Annotated in this window: 16 protein-coding genes; 15 read left to right on the top strand and 1 reads right to left on the bottom strand. The window is 46.8% G+C overall.

The window, feature by feature from the left end; all coding sequences use genetic code 11:
• Positions 1 to 29 precede the first annotated feature (29 nt).
• From queA to secF, 5 genes are all read left to right on the top strand, one after another.
• The gene (gene queA, locus ACKLNH_RS03640) at positions 30 to 1082 is read left to right on the top strand and encodes a tRNA preQ1(34) S-adenosylmethionine ribosyltransferase-isomerase QueA (RefSeq protein WP_413111257.1); all 1053 of its coding nucleotides are present in this window, start codon (positions 30 to 32) and stop codon (positions 1080 to 1082) included.
• A 165-nt stretch (positions 1083 to 1247) separates the two neighbouring features.
• Positions 1248 to 2372, top strand: a complete 1125-nt coding sequence (gene tgt, locus ACKLNH_RS03635) for a tRNA guanosine(34) transglycosylase Tgt (RefSeq protein ID WP_413110889.1) — start codon at positions 1248 to 1250, stop codon at positions 2370 to 2372.
• Between the two features lie 28 nt (positions 2373 to 2400).
• On the top strand, positions 2401 to 2730 hold the full coding sequence (gene yajC / locus ACKLNH_RS03630) for a preprotein translocase subunit YajC (protein WP_413111256.1): 330 nt from the start codon (positions 2401 to 2403) through the stop codon (positions 2728 to 2730).
• A 14-nt stretch (positions 2731 to 2744) separates the two neighbouring features.
• Entirely contained in the window at positions 2745 to 4595 is a 1851-nt protein-coding gene (gene secD / locus ACKLNH_RS03625) for a protein translocase subunit SecD (RefSeq protein ID WP_413110888.1), read from the top strand.
• Between the two features lie 11 nt (positions 4596 to 4606).
• On the top strand, positions 4607 to 5551 hold the full coding sequence (secF, locus tag ACKLNH_RS03620) for a protein translocase subunit SecF (protein ID WP_413110887.1): 945 nt from the start codon (positions 4607 to 4609) through the stop codon (positions 5549 to 5551).
• 201 nt (positions 5552 to 5752) lie between these two features.
• Here the strand turns inward: secF and suhB are convergent, their stop codons facing one another.
• The gene (gene suhB, locus ACKLNH_RS03615) at positions 5753 to 6556 is read right to left on the bottom strand and encodes an inositol-1-monophosphatase (RefSeq protein ID WP_413110886.1); all 804 of its coding nucleotides are present in this window, start codon (positions 6554 to 6556) and stop codon (positions 5753 to 5755) included.
• 211 nt (positions 6557 to 6767) lie between these two features.
• Here suhB and trmJ point away from each other — a divergent pair, with 211 nt between their 5' ends.
• From trmJ to pepB, 10 genes are all read left to right on the top strand, one after another.
• Complete coding sequence (trmJ, locus tag ACKLNH_RS03610) at positions 6768 to 7499, top strand: tRNA (cytosine(32)/uridine(32)-2'-O)-methyltransferase TrmJ (RefSeq protein WP_413110885.1); 732 nt, start codon at positions 6768 to 6770, stop codon at positions 7497 to 7499.
• A gap of 104 nt (positions 7500 to 7603) precedes the next feature.
• Positions 7604 to 8119, top strand: a complete 516-nt coding sequence (gene iscR, locus ACKLNH_RS03605) for a Fe-S cluster assembly transcriptional regulator IscR (protein WP_413110884.1) — start codon at positions 7604 to 7606, stop codon at positions 8117 to 8119.
• A 27-nt stretch (positions 8120 to 8146) separates the two neighbouring features.
• Positions 8147 to 9361 carry an IscS subfamily cysteine desulfurase gene (locus ACKLNH_RS03600; protein ID WP_413110883.1) on the top strand — a complete coding sequence of 405 codons (1215 nt, stop codon included), beginning with the start codon at positions 8147 to 8149 and terminating at the stop codon, positions 9359 to 9361.
• Positions 9362 to 9385: 24 nt separating this feature from the next.
• Positions 9386 to 9766 (top strand): Fe-S cluster assembly scaffold IscU, encoded by a 381-nt coding sequence (iscU, locus tag ACKLNH_RS03595; RefSeq protein WP_413110882.1) that lies wholly within the window; start codon positions 9386 to 9388, stop codon positions 9764 to 9766.
• Between the two features lie 22 nt (positions 9767 to 9788).
• The gene (iscA, locus tag ACKLNH_RS03590; RefSeq protein WP_413110881.1) at positions 9789 to 10112 is read left to right on the top strand and encodes an iron-sulfur cluster assembly protein IscA; all 324 of its coding nucleotides are present in this window, start codon (positions 9789 to 9791) and stop codon (positions 10110 to 10112) included.
• A 36-nt stretch (positions 10113 to 10148) separates the two neighbouring features.
• The gene (gene hscB / locus ACKLNH_RS03585; RefSeq protein WP_413110880.1) at positions 10149 to 10664 is read left to right on the top strand and encodes a co-chaperone HscB; all 516 of its coding nucleotides are present in this window, start codon (positions 10149 to 10151) and stop codon (positions 10662 to 10664) included.
• A gap of 19 nt (positions 10665 to 10683) precedes the next feature.
• Complete coding sequence (gene hscA / locus ACKLNH_RS03580; RefSeq protein WP_413110879.1) at positions 10684 to 12534, top strand: Fe-S protein assembly chaperone HscA; 1851 nt, start codon at positions 10684 to 10686, stop codon at positions 12532 to 12534.
• A gap of 1 nt (position 12535) precedes the next feature.
• A complete protein-coding gene (gene fdx / locus ACKLNH_RS03575; protein ID WP_413110878.1) occupies positions 12536 to 12874 on the top strand; it encodes an ISC system 2Fe-2S type ferredoxin in 339 nt (112 codons plus the stop codon).
• 41 nt (positions 12875 to 12915) lie between these two features.
• Positions 12916 to 13110 carry a Fe-S cluster assembly protein IscX gene (gene iscX, locus ACKLNH_RS03570; protein ID WP_413111255.1) on the top strand — a complete coding sequence of 65 codons (195 nt, stop codon included), beginning with the start codon at positions 12916 to 12918 and terminating at the stop codon, positions 13108 to 13110.
• A 192-nt stretch (positions 13111 to 13302) separates the two neighbouring features.
• Positions 13303 to 14592 (top strand): aminopeptidase PepB, encoded by a 1290-nt coding sequence (gene pepB / locus ACKLNH_RS03565; RefSeq protein WP_413110877.1) that lies wholly within the window; start codon positions 13303 to 13305, stop codon positions 14590 to 14592.

The raw sequence follows: 14592 nt of genomic DNA, 5'->3' as shown, positions 1-14592 counted from the left end.
ATAGATACGAGGCAACCATGCAAACGCCAATGCAAGTTTCTGATTTCCATTTTGATCTTCCTGATGAACTGATTGCACGTTATCCGCAACCAGATCGCACTTCTAGCCGTTTACTACAACTCGATGGCAATAGTGGCGAATTAACGCATGGTGGTTTTACCGATGTATTGTCACACCTCAAAGACGGTGACTTGCTGGTGTTTAATAACACGCGTGTTATTCCTGCGCGCCTGTTTGGGCGTAAGGCGAGTGGCGGTAAGTTGGAAGTCTTGGTTGAAAGAATGTTGGATGAGAAATCCGTTCTCGCCCATGTACGCTCATCTAAATCACCCAAGCCTGGCACGCAACTGTTTCTTGGTGAAAACGATGAGTTTGAGGCTGAAATGGTCGCGCGTCATGATGCCCTGTTTGAGATACGCTTTAACAGTGATAAAACGGTATTGGAAATTTTAGAGCAAGTCGGCCATATGCCGCTGCCGCCGTATATTGATCGCCCTGATGAAGATGCGGATAAAGAGCGCTATCAAACCGTATATAACCAAAAGCCGGGTGCGGTCGCGGCACCCACCGCTGGACTGCACTTTGATGATGGCCTGTTGGCACAGATCAAAGCCAAAGGCGTGGAGTTGGCCTTTGTTACCCTGCACGTAGGAGCGGGTACGTTCCAACCTGTGCGAGTTGATAACATTAACGATCATCATATGCATGCCGAGTATGCCGAAGTCCCGCAAGAGGTAGTGGATGCCGTGATGCGTACGCGCGAGCGTGGTGGGCGTGTCGTTGCTGTAGGGACAACATCGGTGCGTTCATTAGAAAGTGCAGCGCAAGCGAGCATGGCTCAAGGTCAACCGCTAGCGCCATTCTTTAACGATACCAGTATTTTTATCTACCCTGGTTATCAATGGCAGTTGGTGGACATGTTGATCACCAACTTCCACTTGCCAGAGTCAACCCTGATTATGCTAGTAAGCAGCTTTGCAGGCTACGACAACACCATGAATGCCTATCAAGTGGCGGTAGATAATCAATATCGATTTTTCAGTTACGGCGATGCAATGTTGATTAAGCGTAAGACAGCTTGAACATATTTGCGTTAGCTTTGACTAACATTACTGCCAGCCTTTGGGCTGGTCTCTCGCATTGTAAGTCATACTTACAATGTTTCGTGCGCTGGGACTTATCTCAGTGGCATTCTTCCTAATATTAGGGTCATTGTCAGATTGTTTTTCTGGCTATCGGAGGTTTCAATGAAATATGAATTAGACAAAACAGAAGGTCGTGCTCGTCGTGGTCGATTGATTTTCGAACGTGGTACGGTTGAAACGCCGGCATTTATGCCAGTGGGGACTTACGGAACCGTAAAAGGAATGACACCAGAAGAGGTGAAAGAGACTGGCGCTCAGATCCTGTTGGGAAATACGTTCCACTTGTGGTTGCGCCCAGGTCAGGAAGTCATGAAGCTGCATGGCGACTTGCATGACTTTATGAACTGGCAGGGACCAATCCTGACTGATTCAGGTGGTTTCCAAGTGTTTAGTCTTGGTGATATTCGTAAAATTACTGAAGAAGGTGTGCACTTCCGTAACCCAGTGAATGGCGATAAGATTTTCATGGACGCAGAGAAGTCGATGGAAATTCAGAAAGATCTGGGTTCAGACATTGTCATGATTTTTGATGAGTGTACGCCATACCCAGCGACGCATGATGAAGCGAAAAAGTCGATGGAAATGTCACTGCGTTGGGCACAGCGTAGTCGCAATCATTTTGATGAGCTTGAAAACCCAAATGCGTTGTTTGGTATTGTTCAGGGCAGTGTTTATGAAGATTTGCGTGACATATCAGTAAAAGGGCTAACAGATATCGGTTTTGACGGGTATGCTGTAGGTGGTCTTGCGGTTGGCGAACCGAAAGAAGAAATGCATAAAGTATTGGAACATACCTGTCCGCAGCTACCTGAAGATAAGCCTCGCTATCTGATGGGTGTGGGTAAACCAGAAGACTTGGTTGAAGGTGTGCGTCGTGGTATCGATATGTTTGACTGCGTAATGCCGACCCGAAATGCCCGTAATGGACACCTGTTTGTTACTGGAGGTGTGATCAAGATCCGTAATGCGAAACATAAAACGGATACAACCCCTTTAGATCCGCATTGTGACTGTTACACTTGTCGCAACTATTCTAAGTCGTATTTACACCACTTGGATCGTTGTAATGAAATTTTGGGTGCTCGCCTAAATACTGTCCATAACCTGCGTTATTATCAGCGTTTAATGCAAAGCATTCGTAATGCAATTGACGAAGGTCGCTTCGAGCAGTTTGTAGAAGATTTCTATGCTCGTCGTGATCGTGAAGTTCCACCTATGAATAAGTAACAACCAACGAGGACGTTAATCAATGAGTCTGTTTATTTCTCAAGCCCATGCAGCAGCAGAAGGAGCCCCTCAGGGTGGCGGTATGCAACTAATTTTCATGTTAGTGATGTTTGGTGCGATTTTTTACTTCATGATTTACCGCCCACAAGCGAAACGTGTCAAAGAGCACAAGAACTTGATGTCGGCAATGGGTAAAGGGGATGAGGTTCTGACCGGCGGTGGTTTAGTGGGTAAAATCACGAAAATTGCTGCAGACAACGACTACATTGTTATCGCCCTGAATGATAACAATGAAGTAACTATTAAGAAGGACTTTGTGACTGCCGTATTACCTAAAGGCACCATGAAGTCTCTGTAATCAAGGAAAAATCCGTGTTAAACCGTTATCCTTTGTGGAAGACGCTGATGGTTGTGTTCGCACTGCTGATCGGTAGCCTTTATGCGCTTCCCAATCTTTACGGTGAAGATCCGGCAGTACAAATTACCGGGGCGCGTGGCGCCTCGGTTGATATGTCAGCCATTGATCTCGTCACCGATACCCTATCTGACTCCAGCATTCCTTTTAAATCTGTTGCTTTTGAAAACGGCTCTGTATTAGTGCGCTTCGGTGATACCGATACGCAAATTGGTGCCCGTGATCTGCTCTCTGAGCAGCTTGATGGTGAAGACTATGTTGTAGCATTAAATTTGGCCCCAGCGACACCTGCTTGGTTAGAAGCCGTTGGTGCACAACCGATGAAGCTTGGTCTTGACCTGCGTGGTGGTGTTCACTTCTTGATGGAAGTGGATATGGACGCGGCGCTAGAGCGACTGTTAACTCAGCAAGAAGATGCGTTCCGAACAGAACTGCGTGATGCTCGCTTACGTTATCGTACGATTGGCCGTTCCGATACGGCGGTTGAAGTACGTCTACGTGATGCGGCACAAGCGGTTGAAGCGCGTGGCATCTTGTCTCCACTGCACCCTGATATGGTGTTTGAGGTCGACGAGAACCGTAATTTATTGATTGCTGAGTACAATGAAGCCCGCTTAGCGGAAGTACGTAACTATGCAGTAAATCAAAACATTACGATTTTACGTAACCGTGTAAATGAGTTAGGTGTTGCAGAGCCTTTAGTTCAGCGTCAGGGTGCCAACCGCATCGTGGTTGAACTTCCAGGGGTACAGGATACGGCTCGCGCGAAGGAAATCCTTGGTGCGACAGCAACACTGGAATTCCGTGAAGTTGATAGTGCTGTTGATCTCGCTGCAGCGGCATCTGGCCGTGTGCCAGCCGATAGTGAAATCAAATTTGATCGAAACGGTCAACCTGTCGTGCTGAAAAAGCGTGTGATCCTTGGTGGTTCGCACATTACTGACGCAAGCTCAAGCTCTGATGAAGTCGGTCGCCCGCAGGTGAATATTTCATTAGACAGCGAAGGTGGCAGTAAAATGACCGCTTTCTCACGTGGCAATGTCGGTAAGTTGATGGCGACCATTTTTGCTGAATACAAAGACAGCGGTGAGCGTACTGAAGACGGCCGAGTTATTCTGGATAAGCACGAAGAAGTGATTAACCAAGCGACCATTCAAACGGCGTTAGGACGCAACTTCCGTATTACTGGCATTGATTCGCAAGCTGAAGCGATGAACCTTGCTTTGTTATTGCGAGCAGGCGCATTGATCGCACCGATTTCGATTGTTGAAGAGCGTACTATTGGTCCATCAATGGGACAACAAAACATCGATATGGGCATGGCGGCAATGATGTGGGGTATGGTGGCAGTTATGTTGTTCACCTTAGTCTACTACCGCCGTTTTGGTCTGTTTGCAAACCTTGCTTTGGTGATGAACCTTGTTTTGGTGATTGGACTTATGTCGATGATCCCAGGGGCAACCATGACCTTGCCTGGCATTGCGGGCATCGTTCTGACCGTCGGTATGGCAGTAGATGCCAACGTGCTTATTTTCGAGCGTATTCGTGAAGAGTTACGTGATGGACGCTCGCCGCAACAAGCCATTCATCATGGTTATGCGAATGCGCTAAGTACTATTGCCGATGCCAATATTACCACCTTGATTACTGCGATTATTCTTTTCGCGGTGGGTACAGGTGCGATTAAAGGCTTCGCTGTAACACTCTCATTGGGCATCATAACGTCAATGTTTACGGCGATTATCGGAACACGTGCCATCGTTAACCTTGTCTACGGCGGTAAACGCGTAGATAAGTTGTCTATTTAGGAGTTGATAAGATGTTCCAGATATTTAAAACGAACAATACTATCGACTTTATGCGTTGGTCGAAATTCGCCTTTGTTTTATCGGTAGTGGTGATTATTGGTTCATTTGTTACGCTAGGAACGAACAAGCTTAATTGGGGCTTGGACTTTACTGGTGGTACATTGATTGAGGTTGGCTTTGAACAACCAGCTAATCTTGAACTGATCCGTGAATCGTTAGATGCGCAGGGTTTCGGTGACGCAATTGTGCAGAACTTCGGTACAGCACGAGATGTCATGGTACGACTGCGTCCACGTGAGAATGTGCAGGGTGAACTACTTGGTACGCAAATCTTACGTGCGATTGAAGCCGGAACTGGGCAAAGTGTTGAGATGCGCCGTATTGAGTTTGTTGGTCCAAATGTGGGTGATGAACTGACTGAGGCGGGTGGCTTAGCTATTCTTGCGTCATTATTGTGTATCTTGTTCTACGTCTCGATGCGTTTTGAATGGCGTTTGGCTTGTGGTGCGGTTGCTGCACTGGCACACGATATTATCATTACGCTCGGTATCTTCTCTATTCTTAAGATTGAAGTTGACCTGACTATCGTAGCAGCGTTGCTGACGGTGGTCGGTTACTCGTTGAATGATACCGTGGTCGTTTTTGACCGTATTCGTGAAAACTTCCGTAAAATGCGTAAAGGTAGCTCAGCGGAAGTGATCAATGGTTCAATTACTCAAACCCTTAGCCGTACGTTAATTACCTCTGCAACCACCTTGTTCGTTGTTATCGCCCTGTTCGTTAAAGGCGGTACGATGATTCACGGTTTCGCAACAGCCTTATTGATAGGTATTGTTGTCGGTACTTATTCGTCAGTGTATGTCGCGTCTGCGTTAGCATTGAAATTGGGTATCGCTCGTGAGCACTTGATGCCACCACAAGTGGAAGTAGATGAAGAGTTTGAGCAGATGCCTTAAGGCTGAAGCTTTTCTGGTATACAAAGCCTCGCTGATGCGGGGCTTTTTTATCGGTGTATTCTAATCTGCGGGAGGTTTATGAATGGATAGCTCGTTATTGGGTGGGCTTGTTGTTAAATGGAACTGTATCACAGAATAGCGCGCACAAAAAAAGGCGGAGATCCGCCTTTTTATTCACATCAAAATGATAACTGGTGGTGATTACTTCACCATACCTTCATTGGCATGTTGACGGATTTTAGCCAAAAGTGGCTTCACTACACGTGCATTACCACAAACAATATTGCCTGATGCTAGGTAGTTGGTGTTGCCAGAGAAGTCAGTACAGATAGCACCTGCTTCACGAGCAATAAGATCGCCCGCAGCAATATCCCAAGGTTTTAGACCTAATTCAAAATAGCCATCAACACGGCCAGCAGCAACGTAACATAGATCCAGCGCAGCAGAACCAGTGCGACGAATGTCGACACAGTCAGCGAATACGCTGCCAAGGATATTCATGTAGCTTTCAGTGTGCTGTTTCGCTTTAAATGGGAAGCCTGTCGCGATAGTCGTGCCAGTAAGGTCACGAGGTTGAGAGGCACGGATGCGTTGGTTGTTTAGCTGTGCGCCTTGTCCACGAGTTGCGGTGAACAGTTCATTGCGCATTGGATCGTATACACACGCGACTTCAATACGGCCACGCATTTTCAGTGCAATAGATACGGCATAGTGAGGTAAGCCACGAACAAAGTTCGCAGTTCCATCCAGTGGGTCAATAATCCATTGGCACTCAGTGTCACGGCCTTCTGAAGTCCCTAACTCTTCACCGGCAAAGCAGTGATCAGGGTAAGATGCTTTAATAGAACTGATAATGATAGCTTCTGCTTCTTTATCAATATTGGTCACTAGATCGTTAAGACCTTTTGAAGACACTTCGATAGAATCAGTTTTTTCTAGTGATTTAGCAATATGGTTACCAGCCTTTCGCGCGGCGCGAATGGCGATGTTTAGCATCGGATGCATTTTATCTTCCCAGTGGATGTTAAAGAACGAAAAGCGGCGCGCAGTATATCAATTTTGACTGAAAAAGAAAGCGGTTATTTTTTGTGCGTGATGGGTGGCAATTTTAGTTGACAACGGGGCAGAATGGCATGTCGGACGGTGAAAATTGGCAGAACAATGTAAGGTGCTGTGGTAAACTCCTCCGCTTCAATAATAGTAAGAGTTGGAAAGCATGTTAGACAATGTTCGTGTTGTGTTAGTTGGCACATCTCATTCAGGAAATATCGGCTCAGCGGCGCGTGCGATGAAGGTCATGGGAGTAAGTGATCTCGTCTTAGTCGCACCAGAATGTGAAGTTGACGGACAAACCGTTGCTTTAGCGGCAGGCGCTAGTGATATTGCGAATGGGGCGCGAATTGTTTCCACGCTTGAAGAAGCGATTGCAGACTGTCCATTAGTGATTGCCTCTAGTGCGCGCTCAAGAACACTACAGTGGCCGCAACTCGAGATGCGAGAATACGGTAGGAAGGTGGCAGCATCATGCCGCCAGGCACCAGTTGCTATTGTTTTTGGGCGTGAACGTACCGGCTTGACTAACGAAGAACTGCAGAAGTGTCACTTCCACGTGGCGATACCGGCTAATCCAGAATATAGCTCGTTAAACTTGGCGATGGCAGTACAGACATTGTGTTATGAGGCTCGCATGGCGTGGCTGGAATCTGAAGCCTACCAAGGCGAACAGAGTGAAGAAGCCTACCCACTAAGTAGTGAATTGGAATTCTTTTACGAACACCTTGAAAAGGTGCTTCAAGAGGCCCAGTTTATTAATAAGACCCACCCAGGGCAGGTGATGAATAAGTTACGTCGTCTGTTTAATCGTGCACGACCAGAGTCACACGAACTTAATATTCTTCGCGGTCTATTAACATCGATTCAAAAGACCTTTGCAGGCATGAAGCGTTAACGTAGAAACAGCAAAAAAACCAAGTAAAATAGTCAGGTAAATACTTGACCATTTTAGTCGGGTATGCGACTATCGTTACAAATCAATAGATAGGTAATGATGATATGAGGTTGACGTCAAAAGGAAGATACGCAGTCACAGCGATGCTGGATGTGGCGCTTCACTCTGAAGATGGGCCAGTACCATTGGCGGAGATTTCTGAACGTCAAGGGATCTCGCTATCATACCTAGAACAGCTATTTTCGCGTTTACGCAAAGCTGGACTGGTCGCGAGTGTGCGTGGTCCTGGCGGTGGATATCGCCTAGGCGAAGATGCGAACAAGATTGCGATTGGTACCATTATTGCGGCGGTTGATGAGTCTGTTGATGCAACCAAATGTCAGGGCACGGCTGATTGCCAAGGCGGAACACGCTGCCTGACCCACGCACTATGGCGTGATTTAAGTAACCGAATTAGTAGCTTTCTCGATAACATTACGTTGGGAGAGTTAATGAAGAACAATGAAGTGCAGGAAGTGGCAGACAAACAAGGCCACAGCTTAGAAGATAGCCTGCTTAAAACAAGCTTTGAACAGAATAACGCCCATGAGAGTGGCTTAACGGCCAGCGCTCGCTCTTAACTTTTGGGAGACGTTTCGGAGAACCTTATGAAATTGCCAATATATTTAGATTACTCAGCCACCTGCCCGGTAGATCCGCGCGTCGCTGAAAAGATGATGCAATACCTAACCATGGACGGTACGTTTGGGAACCCTGCGTCACGTTCGCATCGTTTCGGTTGGCAAGCGGAAGAAGCGGTCGATACCGCTCGTGAGCACATCGCTGATTTGTTAAATGCGGATCCTCGGGAAATCGTGTTCACCTCTGGAGCAACCGAGTCTGACAACTTGGCAATTAAAGGGGCGGCGCACTTTTACAGTAAAAAAGGTAAGCACGTTATTACCTGTAAAACTGAGCACAAAGCCGTGTTGGATCCTTGCCGTCAGCTAGAGCGCGAAGGTTTTGAGGTGACCTATTTAGAGCCTGAGTCAAATGGTGTGATTGATTTGAGCAAGCTGCGTGACGCAATGCGTGATGACACTGTGCTTGTTTCTATCATGCACGTGAACAACGAAATTGGTGTTGTTCAAGATATTGCCGCGATTGGTGAATTGTGCCGTGAGCGGAAAATTGTTTTCCATGTCGACGCCGCCCAATCGACAGGCAAATTGCCGATTGATGTGCAAACAATGAAGATTGATTTGATCTCGTTAACATCGCACAAAACGTATGGACCGAAAGGGATTGGTGCATTGTATGTGCGTCGTAAGCCACGCATTCGTCTAGAAGCACAAATGCATGGCGGTGGTCATGAGCGCGGTATGCGTTCAGGCACCTTAGCGACTCACCAAATTGTTGGCATGGGTGAAGCTTACCGTCTTGCAAAGATTGAGCAAGAACAAGATTATCAGCACGCGTTGCTATTACGTAACCGCTTGTTGGATGGTGTTAAGGACATGGAAGCGGTAACAATCAACGGTGATTTAGATCAGCGTGTACCGCATAACTTGAATATCAGTTTCGCGTTTGTAGAAGGTGAGTCACTACTAATGGCGCTGAAAGACCTAGCTGTCTCCTCGGGGTCTGCTTGTACATCTGCCAGCCTTGAGCCTTCATATGTACTGCGTGCACTGGGTTTAAATGATGAGTTAGCTCACAGCTCTATTCGTTTCTCATTCGGTCGATTTACAACGGAAGAAGACATTGATTTCGCAGTGAAGCAGGTTCGTCAGGCCGTTACAAAGCTACGAGAAATGTCACCGCTGTGGGATATGTACAAAGAAGGTATTGATCTCGATACCGTCGAGTGGGCACACCACTAAGTAAAGGATAGTGAGGAAGTTATCATGGCATATAGTGAAAAGGTCATTGATCATTATGAAAACCCACGTAACGTTGGTGCGTTCGATAAGAATGATCCTAACGTTGGTAGCGGTATGGTAGGCGCACCCGCATGTGGTGACGTAATGAAACTGCAGATCAAGGTGAGCGAAGAAGGTATTATCGAAGATGCCAAGTTCAAAACTTATGGTTGCGGTAGTGCGATTGCTTCGAGCTCACTGGTTACCGAGTGGGTTAAAGGCAAGTCTTTAGAAGAAGCGGCCGAGATTAAGAATGCAGAAATCGCAGAAGAGTTGGCATTGCCACCAGTGAAAATTCACTGTTCAATTTTAGCGGAAGATGCCATTAAAGCGGCCGTTAGCGATTACAAAAAGAAACATCAATAATTTAGACAGAGGGTTGTAGTAAATGGCCATTACAGTTACAGAAGCAGCGGCACAGCGTGTTTCTCAATTTTTAGAAAACCGCGGTAAAGGTATTGGACTGCGTCTTGGGGTCCGTACGTCTGGCTGTTCAGGTATGGCTTATGTACTGGAATTTGTTGATGACCTAGATGAAGGTGATCAAGTCTTTGAAGCACATGGTGTTAAAGTCATTATTGATGCTAAGAGTTTGGTTTACCTTGATGGGACAGAACTAGATTTTGCCAAAGAAGGGCTAAATGAAGGCTTCAAATTTAACAACCCGAATGTCAGCAGTGAATGTGGTTGCGGAGAGAGTTTCAACGTTTAATCCCATTCCCGTTCATAAACGACTCTTGTGAGTGACATGAATTATTTTGAATTATTTGGATTGCCGTGCGACTTTACTGTCGACGGCAATCTTCTTTCCCACCGCTTCCGCGATTTACAGCGTCAGTTCCATCCCGACAATTTTGCGACTGCTTCCGAGCGAGACCGTTTGCTTGCAGTACAAAAAGCGGCTGAAATTAATGATGCATTCCAAACATTAAAAGATCCCCTGCGTCGTGCAGAATATTTATTAACCCTACACGGGGTTGAGCTGCATATTGAGCGACAAACGATGCAAGACCCTGAGTTTTTAATGGCGCAAATGGAATTGCGAGAGCATTTAGAAGCCATTCCTGACAGTGTTGATCCTGAGCAAGCATTAATGGACTTCGATGAAGAGGTGCAGGTCTTGTATCAACAACAGCTTGCACAGTTTGTGACATTGCTCGCTGAGCAACAGTGGACAGATGCAGCGGATGTGGTGCGCAAGATGAAATTTGTTGTTAAGCTGCAACAAGAAGTAGAACGTATTGAAGATTCTCTGTTCGACTGAATAGAGACAAGGAAAAACTATGGCTTTGTTACAAATCGCTGAGCCGGGCCAGAGTGCTGCGCCCCATCAACACAAACTCGCAGTCGGTATCGACTTAGGTACAACGAACTCATTGGTTGCAGCTGTGCGCAGTGGCCAAGCAGAGACGCTGTCAGATGAACAAGGGCGGGACATATTACCGTCAGTTGTTCACTTTGGCGCACAGAATATTACAGTTGGCTATTCGGCGCGCGACAACGCAGCCAGTGATCCAGTCAATACTATCAGTTCAGCGAAACGTCTACTTGGGCGTGCGCTCGACGATATCAAGCTTCGCTACCCTTCATTACCGTATCAATTTTCAGCCAGTGCTTCCGGTTTGCCACAGATGCAAACAGAGCAGGGTGTCGTTAATCCCATTCAGGTCTCTGCGGAAGTATTAAAGAGCTTGGCAGCGCGCGCGACTGCGTCTCTTGGTGGTGATTTGGAAGGGGTGGTGATTACTGTTCCTGCCTATTTTGATGATGCACAACGTGCTGGTACCAAAGACGCTGCAAAGTTGGCGGGCCTAAATGTCCTTCGCTTATTGAATGAGCCGACAGCTGCCGCGATCGCGTATGGATTGGACTCTGGGCAAGAGGGCACGATCGCAGTATACGATTTAGGTGGCGGTACCTTTGATATTTCGGTGCTGCGCCTGTCGAAAGGGGTTTTTGAAGTGTTAGCCACTGGTGGTGATTCCGCCCTTGGCGGAGATGACTTTGATCATCTTTTGGCCGATTGGTTGAAGCAGCAGTGGGCATTAACCGACTGTGATGCAATGACTGAACGACGCTTGCTAGATGCAGCGACGGCGGCAAAAATTGCATTAACGGATAATGCCGTGACTGAAATCAGTGTCGATGAGCACTGTATCTCTTTAAGTCGTGAGCAACTCAACGCATTGATTCAGCCATTGGTGAAAAAAACATTGATGGCTTGCCGACGCGCCCTGAAAGATGCTGGTGTTAGTAAAGGTGACATTTCTGAAACGGTCATGGTTGGTGGGTCAACACGGGTTCCTCTCGTACGAGATATGGTGGCTGACTTTTTTGAAACCACACCATTGACCTCTATCGACCCAGACAAAGTGGTTGCCATTGGAGCGGCGATACAGGCCGACATATTGGTAGGTAACAAGCCCGATAACGAGATGCTACTGCTCGATGTTATTCCGTTGTCGCTAGGTATTGAAACCATGGGCGGAATGGTAGAAAAGATCATTCCTCGTAATACCACTATTCCGGTTGCTCGTGCTCAAGAGTTCACTACCTTTAAAGATGGCCAAACAGCGATGAAGGTGCATGTAGTGCAAGGTGAGCGTGAAATGGTGGCAGATTGTCGTTCATTGGCGCGTTTTAATTTAACCGATATCCCGCCAATGGCGGCTGGCGGTGCGCATATTCGCGTGACCTATCAGGTGGACGCAGATGGTTTGCTCTCAGTCACCGCTATGGAAAAGAGTACTGAGGTACTGGCATCTATCGAAGTTAAACCGTCTTATGGCCTTAGTGATGATGAGATAGCCAACATGCTGCGAGACTCGATGACTCATGCGTTAGAAGATAAAGAAGCTCGCGCTTTGGCTGAGCAGCAAGTCGAGGCCGATCGTGTTCTTGAAGGTCTCATTGTGGCTTTGCAACAGGATGGCGACGATCTTCTTACCAGTGAGGAACGTGCAGAACTTGAAGCTAGCATGATGACGTTAGTCACGTTACGTAATGGTGATGATGCCCATGCCATTGAAGCGGGCATAAAACAGACCGATAAGATCAGTCAGGAATTTGCGGCTCGCCGTATGGATAAATCGATTCGTCAAGCGCTGGCGGGTCACTCAATAGACGAGGTGTAATATGCCTAAAATTGTCATGCTTCCCCATGAAGAGTTATGTCCAGAAGGGGCGGTATTAGAGGCCAATGAAGGTGAAACCATACTCGATGTCGCGTTGCGTAATGGTATAGGTATTGAGCATGCGTGTGAGAAGTCATGCGCTTGTACGACTTGTCACTGTATTGTTCGTGAAGGTTTTGACTCGCTTGATGAAAGTGACGAACTAGAAGATGATATGCTGGATAAAGCTTGGGGGCTAGAGCCCGAATCACGTCTCAGTTGCCAAGCGAAAGTCACAGATGAGGATCTGGTGGTTGAGATTCCGAAGTATACATTGAATCACGCAGCTGAAAATCATTAAATCTATTCACGGGTAACAGCGACGAGGGCAATAACATGAGTATTAAATGGACTGATTCACGTGACATTGCGTTAGCATTGATTGATAAATATCCAGAAGTGGATCCCAAGACGGTGCGTTTTACGGACTTAAAAGATTGGATTTTAGCACTGGATGGTTTTAATGATGACCCTGCGCATTGCGGTGAAAAAATACTCGAAGCGGTTATCTTGATATGGATAGATGAGTGGGATTAGCCTTAAGGTCTCACCTTGGGTAAAAACTTATGCAAAAAGCAATCGACTAATGTAAGTTATAGAAAAGTTAAGCAGTTGTAGATTTCAAGGCGGACCTGAGGTGATTCTCAATGTGTCCGCTTTTTTGTATATTCCCCAGCTTAAATGGCTTTAGGGGAAAATAATAAAAAGAATATTTTCAAGGAGTAGAACATGTCAGCAGTAATGTCAGTCTATTTAACCGATAAAACGGCGGCCCCACACTGGGGGGCGAATGCACTCATCTCTTTCACTGATCAAGACGCTTATATTCACCTAGCTGGTGAGCAAGTGCTCACGAAAATTCAGCGTGCCGCGAGAAAGTTGGACACGCAAGGCATTAAAGCGATTTCATTGGCAGGTGATAGCTGGGACTTGGAGTCGACATGGGCTTTTTATCAAGGATACCGTAACGCTAAATTGAATAACCAGCTCGCTCTTCCAGCTCTCGCGGCAGAAGAGCAAAAAGAGTTAAACGCAAGAATTAAAACCACGGATTGGGTTCGCGATACGATTAACCTACCTGGAGATCAGATCTCGCCGTCGCAACTGGCCTCACGCGCAGCAGAATTGATTAAATCGATAGCCCCACAGCACGTAAAATACAAAATTATTAAAGGGGTCGATCTACTTGATGAAGGATGGAATGGTATCTATACCGTTGGCCGTGGGTCGAAGCGCTCCCCATCGATGCTACGTCTTGATTTCAACCCGACCGATGATCCAGATGCACCAGTACATACTGTGTTGGTAGGGAAGGGCATCACCTTTGATACGGGTGGCTATAGCTTAAAGCCTTCAGCAGGCATGATGGCAATGAAAGCCGATATGGGTGGAGCGGCAATGGTGGCTGGTGCGTTGGCATTGGCAATCAGTCGTGGTTTGAATAAGCGAGTGAAGTTGGTTTTATGTTGTGCAGAGAACATGATTTCCAGCAATGCTTATAAACTGGGCGATATTATTACCTATAAGAATGGCAAAACCGTAGAAGTGCAAAATACCGATGCTGAAGGGCGCCTCGTGTTGGCTGACGGGCTTATTTATGCCAGTTCACAGCAACCGCAGCGTATTATTGATGTCGCCACGCTAACAGGGGCTGCCAAGATGGCATTGGGTAATGACTACCATGCCGTAATGAGCTTCGATCACGCACTGGCGAGTGAAGCATTGAGCTCGGCACAGGCTGAAAATGAAGGAATGTGGCCGCTGCCTTTGGCTGATTTCCATCGTGACATGTTGCCATCACAATATGCGGATTTGTCGAATATCGCCAGTGGAGACTTTGCACCAGGAGCAACCACTGCAGCGGCATTTTTGTCCTATTTTGTCGATAACTATCAACAAAATTGGCTGCATATTGATGCCAGCGCCACGTTTAGAAAAGCGCCAACAGATAAGTGGGCAGCGGGGGCGACCGGGGTTGGAGTCCGTTCACTGGCTAATTTATTGTTGAAGGGTAGCTAA

Origin of the sequence: Thaumasiovibrio clandestinus (genome assembly GCF_047250365.1) — a bacterium.
In the GTDB taxonomy this organism is placed as follows: domain Bacteria; phylum Pseudomonadota; class Gammaproteobacteria; order Enterobacterales; family Vibrionaceae; genus Thaumasiovibrio.
The sequence above is the reverse complement of the archived record's forward strand: the minus strand, read 5'-3'. Positions and strand labels throughout refer to the sequence as shown.